Origin of the sequence: Paenarthrobacter sp. RAF54_2 (assembly GCF_052113945.1) — a bacterium.
Taxonomy (GTDB): domain Bacteria; phylum Actinomycetota; class Actinomycetes; order Actinomycetales; family Micrococcaceae; genus Arthrobacter.
This window is the reverse complement of the sequence record NZ_JBFRDV010000017.1, coordinates 65,700-79,352: the sequence shown is the minus strand read 5'-3', so window position 1 is coordinate 79,352 and position 13,653 is coordinate 65,700. Positions and strand designations below refer to the sequence as shown.

The window sequence follows — 13,653 nt, the reverse complement described above, 5'->3', positions numbered from 1 at the left end:
TGCAATGAGCGATACGACTCAAAAATCCGGCCTCCACGGAGCCGGCGACGACGAATACACGCCCACCGGCACCGACCAGGTGGCTGAAAACCTGGCTGCCCTGGACGATGAAGAGGCCGAACTCCGTGCGGCCACCCTCCGGGCCGGCCTGGACGATTACGACCTCGACGAAGAAGATGCCGCGCTGCTCAGCGGCGAATACGGCGATGAAGGCGACGAAGGTCCCCTCAAGCTGGACCCGGTTTTGGCCATCATCGGCCGCCCGAACGTGGGCAAGTCCACCTTGGTCAACCGCATCCTTGGCCGCCGCGAAGCCGTCGTGGAGGACACCCCGGGTGTTACCCGCGACCGCGTCATGTACTCCGCACGTTGGAATGGCCGTAACTTCACGTTGGTAGACACCGGCGGATGGGAACACGATGCCAAGGGCATCCACGCCCGTGTTGCCGAGCAGGCCGAGATGGCTGTTGAGCTTGCCGATGCTGTTCTCTTCGTCGTGGACTCCGCCGTTGGCGCGACTGCGACGGATGAAGGCGTCATGAAGATGCTGCGCAAGAGCAAGAAGCCGGTCATCATGGTGGCCAACAAGGTGGATGACTTCGCACAGGAAGCTGACTCGGCAGCATTATGGGGCCTTGGTTTCGGCCAGCCCTACCCGGTATCGGCCCTCCACGGCCGCGGCGTAGCCGACCTCCTGGACCACGTCATGGACACCCTCCCCGAGTTCTCCCTGGTTGAGGGCGTGGAGCGTTCAGGCGGTCCTCGCCGTATCGCCCTGATCGGTCGCCCGAACGTCGGTAAGTCCTCCCTGCTGAACAAGCTTGCAGGCTCCGAGCGCGTAGTGGTGGATCCGCTGGCCGGCACTACCCGTGACCCGGTTGACGAATTTATCGAACTTGGCGACCGCACGTGGCGCTTCGTGGACACTGCAGGTATCCGCCGCCGCCAGCACATGGCACAGGGTGCCGACTTCTACGCGTCCCTGCGTACGCAGGCCGCCCTCGAAAAGGCGGAGGTCGCCGTCGTGCTCCTCGCAGTGGACGAGGTCCTCAGCGAACAGGACGTCCGCATTCTGCAGTTGGCCATTGAGTCCGGCCGTGCGCTGGTACTCGCGTTCAACAAATGGGACCTGCTGGACGACGAACGCCGCCGCTACCTCGAGCGTGAAATCGAGCAGGACCTGGCCCACGTTGAGTGGGCTCCGCGAGTCAACATTTCTGCGAAGACCGGTTGGCATAAGGACCGCCTGGTTCCTGCCTTGGATACTGCACTGGAGAGCTGGGACCGCCGTATCCCCACTGGCCGCCTGAATGCGTTCCTCGGTGAACTGGTTGCTGCCCACCCGCACCCGGTTCGCGGTGGCAAGCAACCGCGTATCCTCTTCGGCACCCAGGCTTCCAGCCGCCCACCGAAATTCGTGCTGTTCACCACCGGTTTCCTGGATCCCGGCTACCGCCGCTTCATCACGCGTCGCTTGCGCGAAACGTTCGGCTTCGAAGGAACGCCCATCGAGGTCAACATGCGCGTTCGTGAGAAGCGCGGCAAGAAGCGCTAAATGAGACGGGCATCACAGTCGACTTTGGCTCTGATGGCCTTGGCACCCTCCAACTTCGTGTAAGCTTTTGGAGGTGGTTCGGCCGGACTGCTTAGGTGGGACTCTTCGGAGGAAAACCTGGGCGGAGAACGGTGGAACCAGCGGGCTGTAGCGCAGCTTGGTAGCGCACTTGACTGGGGGTCAAGGGGTCGCAGGTTCAAATCCTGTCAGCCCGACCATGAAGGCCGGAATCACGCGGAAGCGCTAGGTTCCGGCCTTTGGTCGTTAACTCCGTATTTGCGTGTGCGGCGCGAAAGCCGGTCTTGTTCGCTCCACTCGCCTTTGCACTCGGGTTTCGGCAACCCCGACGTGGCAGGTCGGGCCTTCTGAAGCGTGGTCGGCAAGGGCGAGGTGGGCAATGGGGATAACTGTCGTCTAGACTGACTCTCCGGCGCGGTTCTGTAACATGGCCGTGTGGCGCAGATCGTTTTTCTTGGACCTCAGGAAGATCGGCGTTGATACGCGGTGAGACGCGCCCCTCATCAGCTGACTGGAAGGGCCCGCTTTGCCGAAAGGTCATATGAGTGCTTCTGAGCGCCAGCAGGAAATCAATGGGCGCCTCATAACCCTTCTCAACCAAGCCGAAGCTGTTCTGGTTGAACGTGTTACTGAGGCGCTGCTCGAATTCGACCTGACACCCACCCAGTATGCGACGCTTCTGATGCTCGGCTGCAACCAGGGCTCCACCAGCGCCCAGCTGGCCCGTTTCGTCAATGTCACACCACAGTCCATGGGTGTCGTAGTGGCAAAACTGGAGGCCCGAGGGTTGATTTCCAGAGAGCCTTCCAAGGTCAATTCCCGGGTAATGGCTACCAAGTTGACGCGGGAGGGTCGTCGCGTCATGGAAGCGGCCGATGAAGCGGCCGGGATGATCGAGCAGCAGTTGCGTGAGGTCCTTGGCGAGGCTGAGGTCGAGCAGTTTCGTGGCCTGCTTCAGATGGCACGCGGGGCACTTGCGTCCTAGTTGCTCCAAGTCGTCATAAGGCGCTAAGGCTCTTGTGGTGCCTGCGCGCCGGGGGCTCTCCGCGATGGCTTTTCGCCTGAATCAGGTGTATCTCGCGGCTGACGCTCTGGCTTCGTCGGCATCCGAGCCGCAATCGTCCTCACCGCGCGCCACCCAGCGCTTTTCGTCCGTCGCCGTATGCGACTCTGTAGATGCCTCCAATGAAATGTGAGCTAAGACTCTTGTTTAGCTCGGGTTAACCCTGCTATAAGTTAACTTACTGGACTAAGGAAACTTGTATGGGGGATTTGAGATGACTAGCGATACGCAGCATGTCGTGAACGACCACGACCGTACTTGGCCGATCAAACCGATGGAAAACCTGGCCATCAAACTCAGCGATGTAGAGCGAAGCCGGTTGGCCCGGGTTGCTCGCAATGTGGGTAGTCGACATTCGGAACGGCCTTCCGGATACCACCTCGACGATTCCGAGTTGATGCTGGACTGCAATATAGCCATGCACCGCGAGGCACCTGCCAGGCTCGTTAGGGCCCTGCTCGAGTTTCGCCATCAAAGCACGGCAGAAGGAGCGCTGTTGATACGAAATCTGCCCATTGATGAGGAGCTGCCGCCTTCACCAAAGACAGGAAACTACGACGAGAGTTGGAGGGATGTCGAAATCGCAAGCATTGTTCAACTAATGGTCATGAATATTCTCGGCGATGTCATCTCTTACGCGGACGAAAAGCAAGGGAGGATTATTCAAGATGTAGTTCCCATCGCAGGCTCGGAGGACAAGCAAGAAAACTCCGGAACATGTCTCCTTGAATTACACACCGAGGACGGTTTTCACCCGGCCAAACCACGGTTCATCAGCCTGCTGGGAATTCGTGCCGATCATGATCGTAAGGCATGGACTCTCGCATGCGGAATTCGCGAGTCGCTGGCTGGACTCGAGGGTGGAGTCCGGGCCACGCTTGCGATGCCGATTTTTCGTATCCGCTTATCCAGCTCTTTTGTTGGGAAAGCAAATGTTTTCTCTGCCCCGATGGCAGTGCTCCGGGGGTCCCTTTCCGATCCAGAGCTCTGCGTCGATTTCCATGCCATGACGGCGTTGACGTCGGATGGCGAGCGGGCTCTCATTAGGCTCCGGCACGCTTTGTTGTTGAATCTCAATGGTCACGTTCTCGAACCAGGAGATCTGCTTATCGTTGACAACGAGAAGGCTGTACACGGGCGCACGAATTTCACTGCGCGAGCGGATGGAACAGACCGTTGGCTACGTCGATGCTTTGCCATACCAGACCTCCGCGGGTCTACTGAATCCAGAATTCCCCAGTCCAGAGTGTATGTACCAATTCGTGCCGTCGAGGACCATGTCCTGGCGCCTTCCGGTTCCGACTATGCGGGCCAAATTTCAGTGGGGGCCTCCAGGTGACCCGCGTGTCGATAGGTGTGCCGTCTGTTCCTCAGCGGGTTCGCCCTGGCATGCTGCTTCTGGTGACGGGGGCGTGTTTCCTCATGGTGATGATGGACAATACGATCCTCAACGTCGCTCTGCATGAAATTCAGGAGAATCTCGCTGCGACGACCGCCCAACTGCAATGGGCTGTGGATTCCTACATTCTCGTATACGCCGCGCTTATATTCACAGCCGGCGTACTCGCCGACCGATTCGGGCGTCGCCGGATGCTGACAATGGGGCTCGTGGTTTTCGCAGTGGCCTCCGCGTTCTCCGGCTGGGCAGACACACCTGAGCAGTTGATTATTTGGCGAGCGATCATGGGGCTCGGTGGTGCTGTAGTGCCACCTGCCACTTTGGCAATGATCAAGGATGGCATTCCTGAACACGATCAGGGCAAGGCCATGGGCATCTGGGCCGCTCTCGGAGGCTTGTCGGTTGCCTTTGGACCCATCATTGGGGGTGCCCTCCTTGAGAACTTTTGGTGGGGGTCCGTGTTCCTGATAAATCTGCCGATTGCAGTTGTCTGCATCATCCTGCTGTTCGTGGCTGTGCCCGAGTCCAAAGGAATAAGCGGACGGAAGCTCGATCTTCCTGGGCTGCTGCTTTCCGCAGCTGCTACATCCACCCTTATTTATGGAGTGATTGAAGCAGGTTCGAATCACGACTGGCTCCGGCCGGCTTCTGGGGGGATGATCCTGCTAGGGCTCTTGCTGACAGTGCTTCTCGTCGTCGTTGAGCGGCGTGTGTCATCTCCGGTGCTTGACATGCAACTGTTCCGCAATCCGGCTTTCGCTGGTGGGACGCTGTCGATTTCATTAGCCTTTTTCGCACTTACCGGTGGCACGTTCTTGTTGGTGTTCTTTGTCCAATTGGTGCTTGGCTTTTCTCCACTTGGGCTCGGCTTGATCCTGCTGCCCGTGGCCGCCGGCTCCATTGTTTCAGCTATTGGCAGCGCGAGGGCGGTAAGTATTGCCGGCTATAAAGTAGTGGTGACTTCAGGGCTGTTGCTTCTGGCGACTGCTCTGGGTAGCTTCCTGCTCGTCGAATCAGGATCACAACTCCTTTTTTTGGAGACCGGATTACTCATCGCCGGCCTTGGCATGGGCCTCGTAATGGGGGCGACGACTACGTTGGCAATGTCAGCGGTTGAGGTCGCGAAGGCAGGTGTCGGCGGTGCTGTCAACAACACCCTCCGGCAGGTCGGCGCTGCATTAGGCGTCGCGGTGATGGGGTCCGTTCTTTCGAATGTGTATCAGGACCGGCTGGGCGGAACCCTTAATTCGCTCCCGCTTGGTTTACAGGAGCAAGCCAAAGACTCATTGGGGAGCACTATCTATGTTCTCGGTAAGTTGGCCGATGACCGATCCTTGGAAGTGGAAGCAGTACGGACAGTGCTGATTGAGGCTCAGTCGTCGTTTGTCGAGGCTATGCACTTTACTTTCGGGATTGGAAGCATCGTCCTTTTKCTTGGAGCGTTGGCTGCGGCCGTGTGGGTTCCCAGACAAATTGCATCGACGAAGGTGGAAGACACCGTATGAGCAATTTGAACGATGAAGTGGAGAGTGAAGCCGCTGCTTTAGCTCTGGACCCGGACGAGTTCTATCGCATTCTGACCGCCCGGAATACCGGCATCGTGAGCAAAGCAGATCAACTAGCGGTCGCCGACGCACGCATTCTTGTTGCTGGATGCGGCTCGATTGGCGGAGCGGCAGTCGAGCCGCTGGTTCRCTTTGGATTTCGCCGGCTGATTTTGGCTGATCCTGGAACTTTCGAGCTCAAGAATCTGAATCGTCAGAACGCGACTGTTGGTGACTTGGGACGCAATAAGGCACTTGTGGCCGCAGAACGTGCATTGGCCGTCAATCCCCATGTTGAGGTCACTATTGTCGAGGAAGGCGTGACATTAAGCAGTATCGACGGGTTGCTCGAGGGCGTCAATTTGGTGGTCGACGGAGTCGATGTCACCACAGCTACGGGGCTCGCCGCGAAAGCGTTGCTTCACAGCCGCGCACAGAAAGCGCGGCTGCCGACGTTCACCGGATGGGATATGTCGGGAACCCAGTATGTTCGGCTCTATGACTACAGGAACGGCCTAAGGCCGTTTGATGGGGAGGTCACTCTGGAGCAGATGGAGCAGATGCCTATGTGGAAGTTGCTTGCCAGGCTGGTTCCTGCTCACAGAGTACCGCGTGATCTGATACGGCTGATTCACGACGGCATGAGTGATCTGACCTTTACCTTTCCGCAATTGGTCTATGCTGCTGACCAATTTGGAGTATTAGCCACCGGTTTGGCCTTCCGGCTTGTAACCGGTCGTCACGTTCCGCCCCACGTTTTCGTGGACGTTCACGCCATCACCTCACCACTGGGGGAGCGGATCCTAAACGCCGCTCTGCGGCCAGCGGCGGCGGTCCGCATGCTGGCTTCAATCGTCTTCGGCGCTCGAGCCCACTAAGCCTTCGGTTAGTTCCAATCATCCTTTGACATGGAGTTTGCATTGACATTATTCTCTGATTCCCAAACCGCTTACGTCGTCTTCGGCGAGCTTTTCCGAATTCTGTCCCAAGACGAGGCATTTACTGCTCGACTGCAAGAAAGTAACTTGAGCGTCCGCCTCGTGCATACAAACCCGGCAGCCGTCATTCATGTATCGGCTGACGGTGTTTTGTTCGGCGACGATGTCCCCGAGGCTGCCACCATCATCATCAAGATGAGCTGCGCGACGGCCCATGAACTCTGGAACGGGTCTCTGCTGATGCCAGCTGCTTTGGCAATGGGGAAAGTCCGCATTAAGGGCAAGATCGCCAGGGTTCTTGAGCTCGTACCAATCCTTCAACCCGCTTTCGATCGCTATCCGGGCATCGCCGCTGCACATGGCATCGTGGGCGATTCCAATGGCCCTGATCGTTCTACCAAAGGGATTCCGGCATGACTAATACCTTCGAGGCCGAACTCAACTTTGATCAGCTCCCCGCGGCAACGCTCGGATTTCGCAATTCGATTCGTGATTACGCCCAAGAAGTTGTAGCTCCCAGGGCAATCGAACTTGACCAAGCGGCGGCGGATGCTTTTGCCTGGGACGTTATCCAAGCGGGTCACGAGATCGGTCTGACTCGAGCGCTGCTGCCGAGAGATTTGGGAGGCCTCGGTATTGGGGTCCTCGGTGTCGCAATAGCAATGGAAGAATTGGCGGCGGCCTGCCCGGGCGTTGCCCTTGCGTTTGGTGCCACGATGCTTGGCCAAACTCCCGTCCTGCTTTCCGGGGACCCCGAGCTCCAGGACCGTTTCCTTGCGCAATTCGCTGGGGCAAACGCGGTTTTGGCCTGCAATGCCGTCGCCGAAGAGGAAGCGGGCAGCGACCTTGTCATCCCGCAGCACTTTGCGGACGCCAGTATGCGCACCACCCTGCGTCGTGAGGGCGATGTTTACGTCCTCAACGGTCACAAACGTTTTATCACCAACGGGGCCGTCGCAGCCTTTGCTTCTGTGTACGCAAATCTGGAGGGTTACCCGGGTGCCACCGGACTTACTTGCATCCTGGTGCCCCTGGACGCGGACGGCGTGCGCCGCGGCGCTGTTCTCGACAAGATGGGGTACCGGGCATGTTTGGGAAGCGAGCTTTGGTTTGAAGAAGTCCGGTTGCCCATGAGCAATGTGGTCGGTGGTGAGGGCCAAGGGCTGGCGATGAATGTTGCGCAAGGCAATATGGCTCGGACTTCTGTTGCGGCAGTTTCAACGGGCATTGCCAGGCACGCCTTCGAGGTTGCGAGAGATTGGTGCGGGGAGCGAGTGCAGGGTGGCAGCCTTCTCAGGAATCATCAGATGACTGCGCGTCGACTTGCGGAAATGAAAATCGATGTTGAGGCCGCTCGGCTGATGTACCTTCGGTCCGCAGTGAAGGTCGATACTGAATTACCAGCTCCTGAACTTGAGCCCGCGATGGCCAAAATGTTCGCAGACAGAGTGGCGATTAATACCGCCAACACCGCCGTTGCCCTGTTGGGCTCTCGCGGGTATATGAAGGAATACGGTCTGGAAAAAGTGCTGCGAGACGCTTTTGGTACTCGCATCTTTGAAGGTACGCCCGAAGCCCTTGCGCTGGCTGTGACTGAGTGCCTTTATCAAGCCGGCGACGATGATTTCTGAGAGCACCTTCCTTAAATCGACATCAGACCCAACGACCCGGGATGACCTCGACGCCGCCTATGTTGGTCATCTTCTTAGCTTGCAGCGGACGCTTCGACTACCAACGCTGGCCAGTGACCTCGGGGAAGAAGCCGTTTGGCGCGTCAACGGGCTCGGAGACGGGTTGACGACGGTGGCATTTCGCACGACTCAAGTTGAAGTGGAGGTCCTCCGCGCTGTGCTCGGCTTCCGATTGGCTGAATTTCTGAACCTAGGGCTGATGAGCGCGTCTCTCGCTCGTACTCGTAATCTGTTTCACGAACCTGTAGAGGGTGCCCAGAACACCATCCACGCCGTGTGCTTGGACAAGACGGGTCGAATACTCGGGTACATAGCGATGGTCGGGGCCCTCCAGCCCAAGGCGCTTCTGCTCGACGGTCTTAGAAGGGAGTTGTTCCCGGTCGAAGTGGCGCACGGCGTTGACCTGCTCAGCCGGTTTGCCAACATAGACCTCACAACTCATCACACGTGGGAGGTAAAGCGGTTCGTGCGCGCGAGCGGACTCCCACCGGGTGGTAGACGTGACCGCATACCGTGGCACCTAATTCTTGCCCTGGGCCGGACCGCGCATTGCCTCGACGACGTGCGTGTTTTGATCGGAGACAGCCGTGAACATGGAGCACTTCATCACCTCAGGCTTCTAGGCTTCGACCCGCTGGTCCTGCCTGACACCAAGCCATCACTACCTCGCGACTACCTAATGTGGCCATCATATGAAGGCCAGTCGACGGCCCGGCCGTTCGCTTCCCTGCTGCCAAGGGACCTCGATACTCACTTGGATTTCATCGAACAATGCCTGAAACGAGAACAGGGCGACGGGTGGCAAAGGAAGCTCTTGGGCGAACTCCGGGCTTCAGTTCGGCGACCGCGGAACGAAGGCAAGGACGAAAGCCGGGGATCAGTGAAGGAGCCCGGTGATGTCATCTCTGCATAAATTCAGCGCTCGAGCGCAAGCCGCGCTGATCCGCTCGGGCGATCTTACGTCTGTTCAGTTAACGGAGCATTACCTCCACCGGATCGCAAGTCTCGATAAGAGACTGTGCGCCTACGTTAGGGTAACTGCTGACCTGGCACGAGGGCAGGCTATCGAAGCAGACAGGGTGCTGCGCGAGCGCGGGGCTGGTGCGGTTGGGCCTCTTCATGGCGTCCCGGTAGCGCTCAAGGACAACCTTGACGTGGAGGATGTCGTCACGGGTTGGGGTCTCAGAGAGCGTTGCAATGAAGCTCTAGGCGACGATCACGTGGTCGCCCTACTCAGGGCTGCCCATCAGCCGATTTTGGGCAAGACGCATTTGCCGGAACTCGCTTTGTCATGCCACACGGAGAATCAGGTCGGACATAACACAAAGAATCCGTGGTCTGAATGGCATTCGCCTGGCGGGTCCAGTGGCGGCTCGGCCGCTGCGGTTTCTGCCGGTCTTGCGCCTATTGCGCTCGGAACAGACGCCGGCGGCTCGGTTCGTATTCCTGCCTCGTGTTGTGGACTTGTTGGGGTTCGTCCCAGCAATGGTGCAGTGAGCGGTGGTCCAAGCGATCCAGGAGTTACTGGGTTGTCCGTGCCAGGCGTCATTGCGCGGGACGCTGGGGATGCTGGGCTTCTCTTGGAGGTTATAGCGGGGGCGGCACCTGGCGATTTCGCCGCGCCACGCGTTTGGGAAGGCCCCGAAGGACGCCTTCGCGTTGGACTGTCGACCAGTCCAATGATCCCGGGTCTTGAGGTCTCGCACGAATGTCAGCGGTCCGCCCGCGAGCTTGCCGATGCGCTCGGAGAGTTGGGGCACGAAGTCGTTCCCATCGCGCTCGGAGAAGATACCGCAGTGGCGGACGCGTTTCGGGACGTCTGGTCAGTGGTTGCAGCGGCCCACGATGTCATGCACGAAGCTTCGCTGTCACCCTTCACACGCATGATGCGCCAGCACGGCCGCACAGTGTCGGGTGTTCGTTTGCATGAGGCATTGGAATTGTTCCGAGGCACGGCCCGCATGCTTGAGGAAATCGTCTTTGGAGACGTGGATCTGTTAGTCACGCCGACCCTTGGAACTGTACCTCCGTTCCTCGGGGCGTTCCAGACAGAAGCAGATGAGGAGTTGAACTTCGCTGCGATGGGCCGCTTCATGCCTTTCACACCTATGTACAACATTTCGGGCATGCCCGCGGTATCCGTGCCCATGGGGGAGTCGAGGGGCCTTCCCATCGGGGCTATGGTCGGCGGTAGACACGGCAGCGAGCAGAGGTTGCTGGCAGAGGTGGACCGGATCCTGGGGGACCGTGGGACAAGTGGCCTTGCGCCTGGCTGGAGATGATCGCCCATCGCGACCGTCCTTCGCCATATTGATTGCCGTCGGTAGCGAACCAGAGGCCTGGCATGAGTTTGCGAGAAGAGCGCGCCAGTTCAGGCCTTCTGCAGGGCTCCCAGTGCGCGTACCAGGGGTTCGAGTTCCGGAACCTGCTCAGCGGCTTCCAGGGCCGACGCCAAGGTCTCGTCATGGACAGGCTTTGCTGTCTCAAGCAGCTTTTGGCCGGCGACTGTGAGCTCGGTGTAGATACCACGACGATCATCCGCGCAGAGGATCCGCGTCAGCAGCCCCCGGTCCTCCAGGCGGTTGACCAGGCGGGTGGTTGCGCTGCTGGAAAGAGCCGTGGCGCGGGCAAGCTGCTGCATGCGCATGTGCCATCCGTCCTGGCGGCTCAGGGCGTCAAGAACTGTGTATTCGACCACCGACAGCTCGGTGGAAGCCTGGAGTGCTTTCTCGAGTTCAGCCTCGATGCTTCCGTGCAGGGCAGCGAGGGTGCGCCATCCCTGCGCGCGTACTTCTACGGCGTCATCCTTGATGCCCATGCTTATTGTGCTCCTGCCTTGGTTTGCGTATCAGTGCAGCCGATCGAAAGTAGTTGCTTGCGCAATTATCTAGCGTGTGCAACTATGTATACAGCGTCTGCAACTATTATTCTACGGGTTTCCAGAGGCGCACATCCACTTTGCTTTTGGGAGCCACCCAACTAAGGAGTTCACATGCCCGCAGGGTTGATTGCCCTCGCCCTCGGCGGATTTGGCATCGGACTAACCGAGTTCGTCATCATGGGCCTTTTGCCGGAAGTAGCGGCAGATTTCCAAGTGAGCGAGGCCTCGGCGGGCTGGTTCATTTCCGGTTATGCGCTAAGCGTGACAGTCGGCGCCCTTCTGGTTACTGCCGCCGTTACCAGGCTTCCGCGCAAGCCCGTCCTTGTTGGGCTGCTTGTCCTGTTCATCGTCGGCAACTTCCTCTCCGCCATCGCCGACTCGTACACGGCGATGCTTGTAGGCCGCATCATTGCGGCGTTGTGCCACGGTGCGTTCTTCGGAATCGGCTCTGTGGTGGCAGCCAGCCTGGTTCCTGCGCACAAAAAAGCCGGTGCCATTGCCATCATGTTCACAGGACTTACTGCCGCCAACGTCCTCGGCGTTCCTTTCGGTACCCTCCTTGGCCAGAACCTGGGTTGGCGTTCAACGTTCTGGGCCATCACCGGAATCGGCGTGGTGGCACTGCTCGGAATAGCGTTGATGGTGCCGAAGGGGAGTGCGGAGCCGACCAAAGGCCTCCGAAGCGAACTGGGAGCCTTCAAATCCGGCCAGGTCTGGCTGTCCCTCGTCGTGACGATTTTGGGCTTTGGCGGCATGTTCGGCGCGTTCACCTACATCGCCTTCACGCTTACTGAAATTTCCGGGTTTGAGCCGGGCGCCGTCCCATGGTTGTTGGTGCTCTTCGGTGGCGGACTGTTCGTCGGCAACTTCCTGGGCGGGAAGGCGGCCGACAAAAACCTGGACGGATCCCTCGTCATAATCCTCGCCGGCTTGGTGCTGGTCCTGGGCTTCTTCGCCCTCACCGCGTCCAGCAGCATCGCTACTTTGATCTCGCTGGCCCTCATGGGCGGCTTCGGTTTTGCTACCGTCCCCGGTCTGCAGATGCGCGTGATGCACTTTGCCTCCTCCGCTCCCACGCTCGCATCCGGAGCCAACATTGGCGCCTTCAACCTGGGTAATGCGCTGGGCGCCTGGCTCGGAGGGGTCACCATTTCGGCTGGTCTGGGCTACACCTCGCCCATTTGGGCAGGGGCCGCGATTACTGTAGCCGCGTTGCTGGTCATGCTTGCTGCCGCCGCAGCAGCCAAGCGCAAGGAAGTTGGAGCAGCAAAGACCAGGCCCGACGTCGAACGCGAACCTCAGGGGGCGGCAGTCTCCTGACGCTGGGCTGCAAAACTGACGCTGGGCTGCAAAACCAAAAAGCCCGCCATGGACAATGTCCGTGGCGGGCTTTCGCGTCCTAGGGGTTGGGCGCGGCGTCGCGGGCTTCCTGCTCTGCTCTCTTCGCAGCCTTGGTTCGTTCGCTCTCAGCCTGCTTCAACACCCTCATTTGCTTGCCTCGCCGGCGCCACAGGGCCCAAAGAACAGTAACCACCGCAAAAATCACCGCAGCCACTACCGCCGAGATTGCCGTCCACGTAGTGAAGAATCCGGCATCCACGCTCAAGGTGCGCTGGCCGGCGTGCGCAGATTCGGTGGAACCGAACACAATGCCTGCCGTCAGCAGGTTCGGCGTGGCGATTGCGACAGCCGCCAGCAAGATGACTATCTTCCACGGCCAGGAGACAGCCTTGTGGGTTGCCTGCCACGCCACCACGAGGGGAACGAAGGTGAAGACGAAGCCGTAGAACATGCCCACCAATACGCTCGCGCCGAGGTCCCGCCGGATCTGCCCCGCGACGACGTCGGACCACCAACGGGGCAGAATGGCCCCAAGGATAAAGTAGGCTGCCACAGCGACAAGCAATGCCACCAGGATCAGAATAATTTTGACGCCCCAATTGCGTTTTTTCCGAGCCGGTACTTGTGCTTGTTCAGTCATGGGTCAATCATGGCAGAGACCTCATCAGGCACAGGGGAATTGTGCCTATACTTTCAGCGGTGGCCGGATGCCCGGGCCGCCGTCGAGATCCGTAAATGTCCCGATGAAAGGCGACCCATGAGCAATATTCCAGCCGATCTTTCCTACACCGCAGAGCACGAGTGGGTTTCTGCCCCTGACGCCGATGGCGTGGTGCGGATTGGTATCACCGACTTCGCTCAGGACGCCCTGGGTGACGTTGTTTACGCCCAGATGCCTGAACCCGGGACCAATATCACCGGGAATGAAGTTGTTGGGGAGGTTGAATCCACCAAGAGCGTCAGTGATATCTATGCTCCCGTTAGCGGTGAAGTCATTAACCGCAATGACTCTTTGGACCAGGATCCGGCCCTGATCAACTCTGATCCTTACGGCGATGGTTGGCTTTTTGAAGTAAAGCTGGCAGAAGCCGATGCAGTGGATTCCCTGCTCAGTGCATCGGAGTACGAACAACAGGTAGGCTAAAGTTATCTGGCCCGCCCGGCTGCATTCTTTTAGCCAAGGACGCGGGAAGGCGGGCCAGCAACCGATTTGCCCGGCGGTA

Annotated in this window: 13 protein-coding genes and 1 tRNA gene; 12 read left to right on the top strand and 2 right to left on the bottom strand. The window is 59.0% G+C overall.

Annotated elements, in window-relative coordinates; translation table 11 throughout:
- Nucleotides 1-4 precede the first annotated feature (4 nt).
- The 10 genes from der (at nucleotide 5) to AB4Y87_RS17660 (ending at nucleotide 10,490) form a co-directional block, all read left to right on the top strand.
- The gene (gene der / locus AB4Y87_RS17705; RefSeq protein ID WP_431119613.1) at nucleotides 5-1,555 is read left to right on the top strand and encodes a ribosome biogenesis GTPase Der; all 1,551 of its coding nucleotides are present in this window, start codon (nucleotides 5-7) and stop codon (nucleotides 1,553-1,555) included.
- A gap of 141 nt (nucleotides 1,556-1,696) precedes the next feature.
- Nucleotides 1,697-1,773: transfer RNA gene (locus tag AB4Y87_RS17700), tRNA-Pro, on the top strand.
- A 341-nt stretch (nucleotides 1,774-2,114) separates the two neighbouring features.
- Nucleotides 2,115-2,558: a MarR family winged helix-turn-helix transcriptional regulator gene (locus AB4Y87_RS17695; RefSeq protein ID WP_442005611.1), complete on the top strand. Its 444-nt coding sequence runs from the start codon at nucleotides 2,115-2,117 to the stop codon at nucleotides 2,556-2,558.
- A 292-nt stretch (nucleotides 2,559-2,850) separates the two neighbouring features.
- A complete protein-coding gene (locus AB4Y87_RS17690; RefSeq protein ID WP_442005610.1) occupies nucleotides 2,851-3,975 on the top strand; it encodes a hypothetical protein in 1,125 nt (374 codons plus the stop codon).
- 50 nt (nucleotides 3,976-4,025) lie between these two features.
- The gene (locus AB4Y87_RS17685; protein WP_442005637.1) at nucleotides 4,026-5,540 is read left to right on the top strand and encodes an MFS transporter; all 1,515 of its coding nucleotides are present in this window, start codon (nucleotides 4,026-4,028) and stop codon (nucleotides 5,538-5,540) included.
- On the top strand, nucleotides 5,537-6,457 hold the full coding sequence (locus AB4Y87_RS17680) for a HesA/MoeB/ThiF family protein (protein ID WP_442005609.1): 921 nt from the start codon (nucleotides 5,537-5,539) through the stop codon (nucleotides 6,455-6,457). Before AB4Y87_RS17685 ends, AB4Y87_RS17680 begins: the two co-directional genes overlap by 4 nt.
- A gap of 30 nt (nucleotides 6,458-6,487) precedes the next feature.
- The gene (locus tag AB4Y87_RS17675; protein ID WP_442005608.1) at nucleotides 6,488-6,934 is read left to right on the top strand and encodes a hypothetical protein; all 447 of its coding nucleotides are present in this window, start codon (nucleotides 6,488-6,490) and stop codon (nucleotides 6,932-6,934) included.
- Nucleotides 6,931-8,148: an acyl-CoA dehydrogenase family protein gene (locus tag AB4Y87_RS17670; RefSeq protein ID WP_442005607.1), complete on the top strand. Its 1,218-nt coding sequence runs from the start codon at nucleotides 6,931-6,933 to the stop codon at nucleotides 8,146-8,148. The genes AB4Y87_RS17675 and AB4Y87_RS17670 overlap by 4 nt, the downstream gene beginning before the upstream one ends.
- Nucleotides 8,138-9,121, top strand: a complete 984-nt coding sequence (locus tag AB4Y87_RS17665) for a hypothetical protein (protein ID WP_442005606.1) — start codon at nucleotides 8,138-8,140, stop codon at nucleotides 9,119-9,121. The genes AB4Y87_RS17670 and AB4Y87_RS17665 overlap by 11 nt, the downstream gene beginning before the upstream one ends.
- A complete protein-coding gene (locus AB4Y87_RS17660; RefSeq protein WP_442005605.1) occupies nucleotides 9,105-10,490 on the top strand; it encodes an amidase in 1,386 nt (461 codons plus the stop codon). Before AB4Y87_RS17665 ends, AB4Y87_RS17660 begins: the two co-directional genes overlap by 17 nt.
- A gap of 89 nt (nucleotides 10,491-10,579) precedes the next feature.
- Here the strand turns inward: AB4Y87_RS17660 and AB4Y87_RS17655 are convergent, their stop codons facing one another.
- Nucleotides 10,580-11,026 carry a MarR family winged helix-turn-helix transcriptional regulator gene (locus tag AB4Y87_RS17655; RefSeq protein ID WP_442005604.1) on the bottom strand — a complete coding sequence of 149 codons (447 nt, stop codon included), beginning with the start codon at nucleotides 11,024-11,026 and terminating at the stop codon, nucleotides 10,580-10,582.
- Between the two features lie 174 nt (nucleotides 11,027-11,200).
- On the opposite strand from AB4Y87_RS17655, the gene AB4Y87_RS17650 reads away from it, so the two are divergent.
- Entirely contained in the window at nucleotides 11,201-12,409 is a 1,209-nt protein-coding gene (locus AB4Y87_RS17650; RefSeq protein ID WP_442005603.1) for an MFS transporter, read from the top strand.
- A gap of 79 nt (nucleotides 12,410-12,488) precedes the next feature.
- Here AB4Y87_RS17650 and AB4Y87_RS17645 read toward each other — a convergent pair whose 3' ends face one another.
- Complete coding sequence (locus AB4Y87_RS17645) at nucleotides 12,489-13,070, bottom strand: hypothetical protein (RefSeq protein ID WP_442005602.1); 582 nt, start codon at nucleotides 13,068-13,070, stop codon at nucleotides 12,489-12,491.
- A gap of 117 nt (nucleotides 13,071-13,187) precedes the next feature.
- On the opposite strand from AB4Y87_RS17645, the gene gcvH reads away from it, so the two are divergent.
- Nucleotides 13,188-13,574 carry a glycine cleavage system protein GcvH gene (gene gcvH, locus AB4Y87_RS17640; protein ID WP_442005601.1) on the top strand — a complete coding sequence of 129 codons (387 nt, stop codon included), beginning with the start codon at nucleotides 13,188-13,190 and terminating at the stop codon, nucleotides 13,572-13,574.
- The last annotated feature ends 79 nt before the right edge of the window (nucleotides 13,575-13,653 follow it).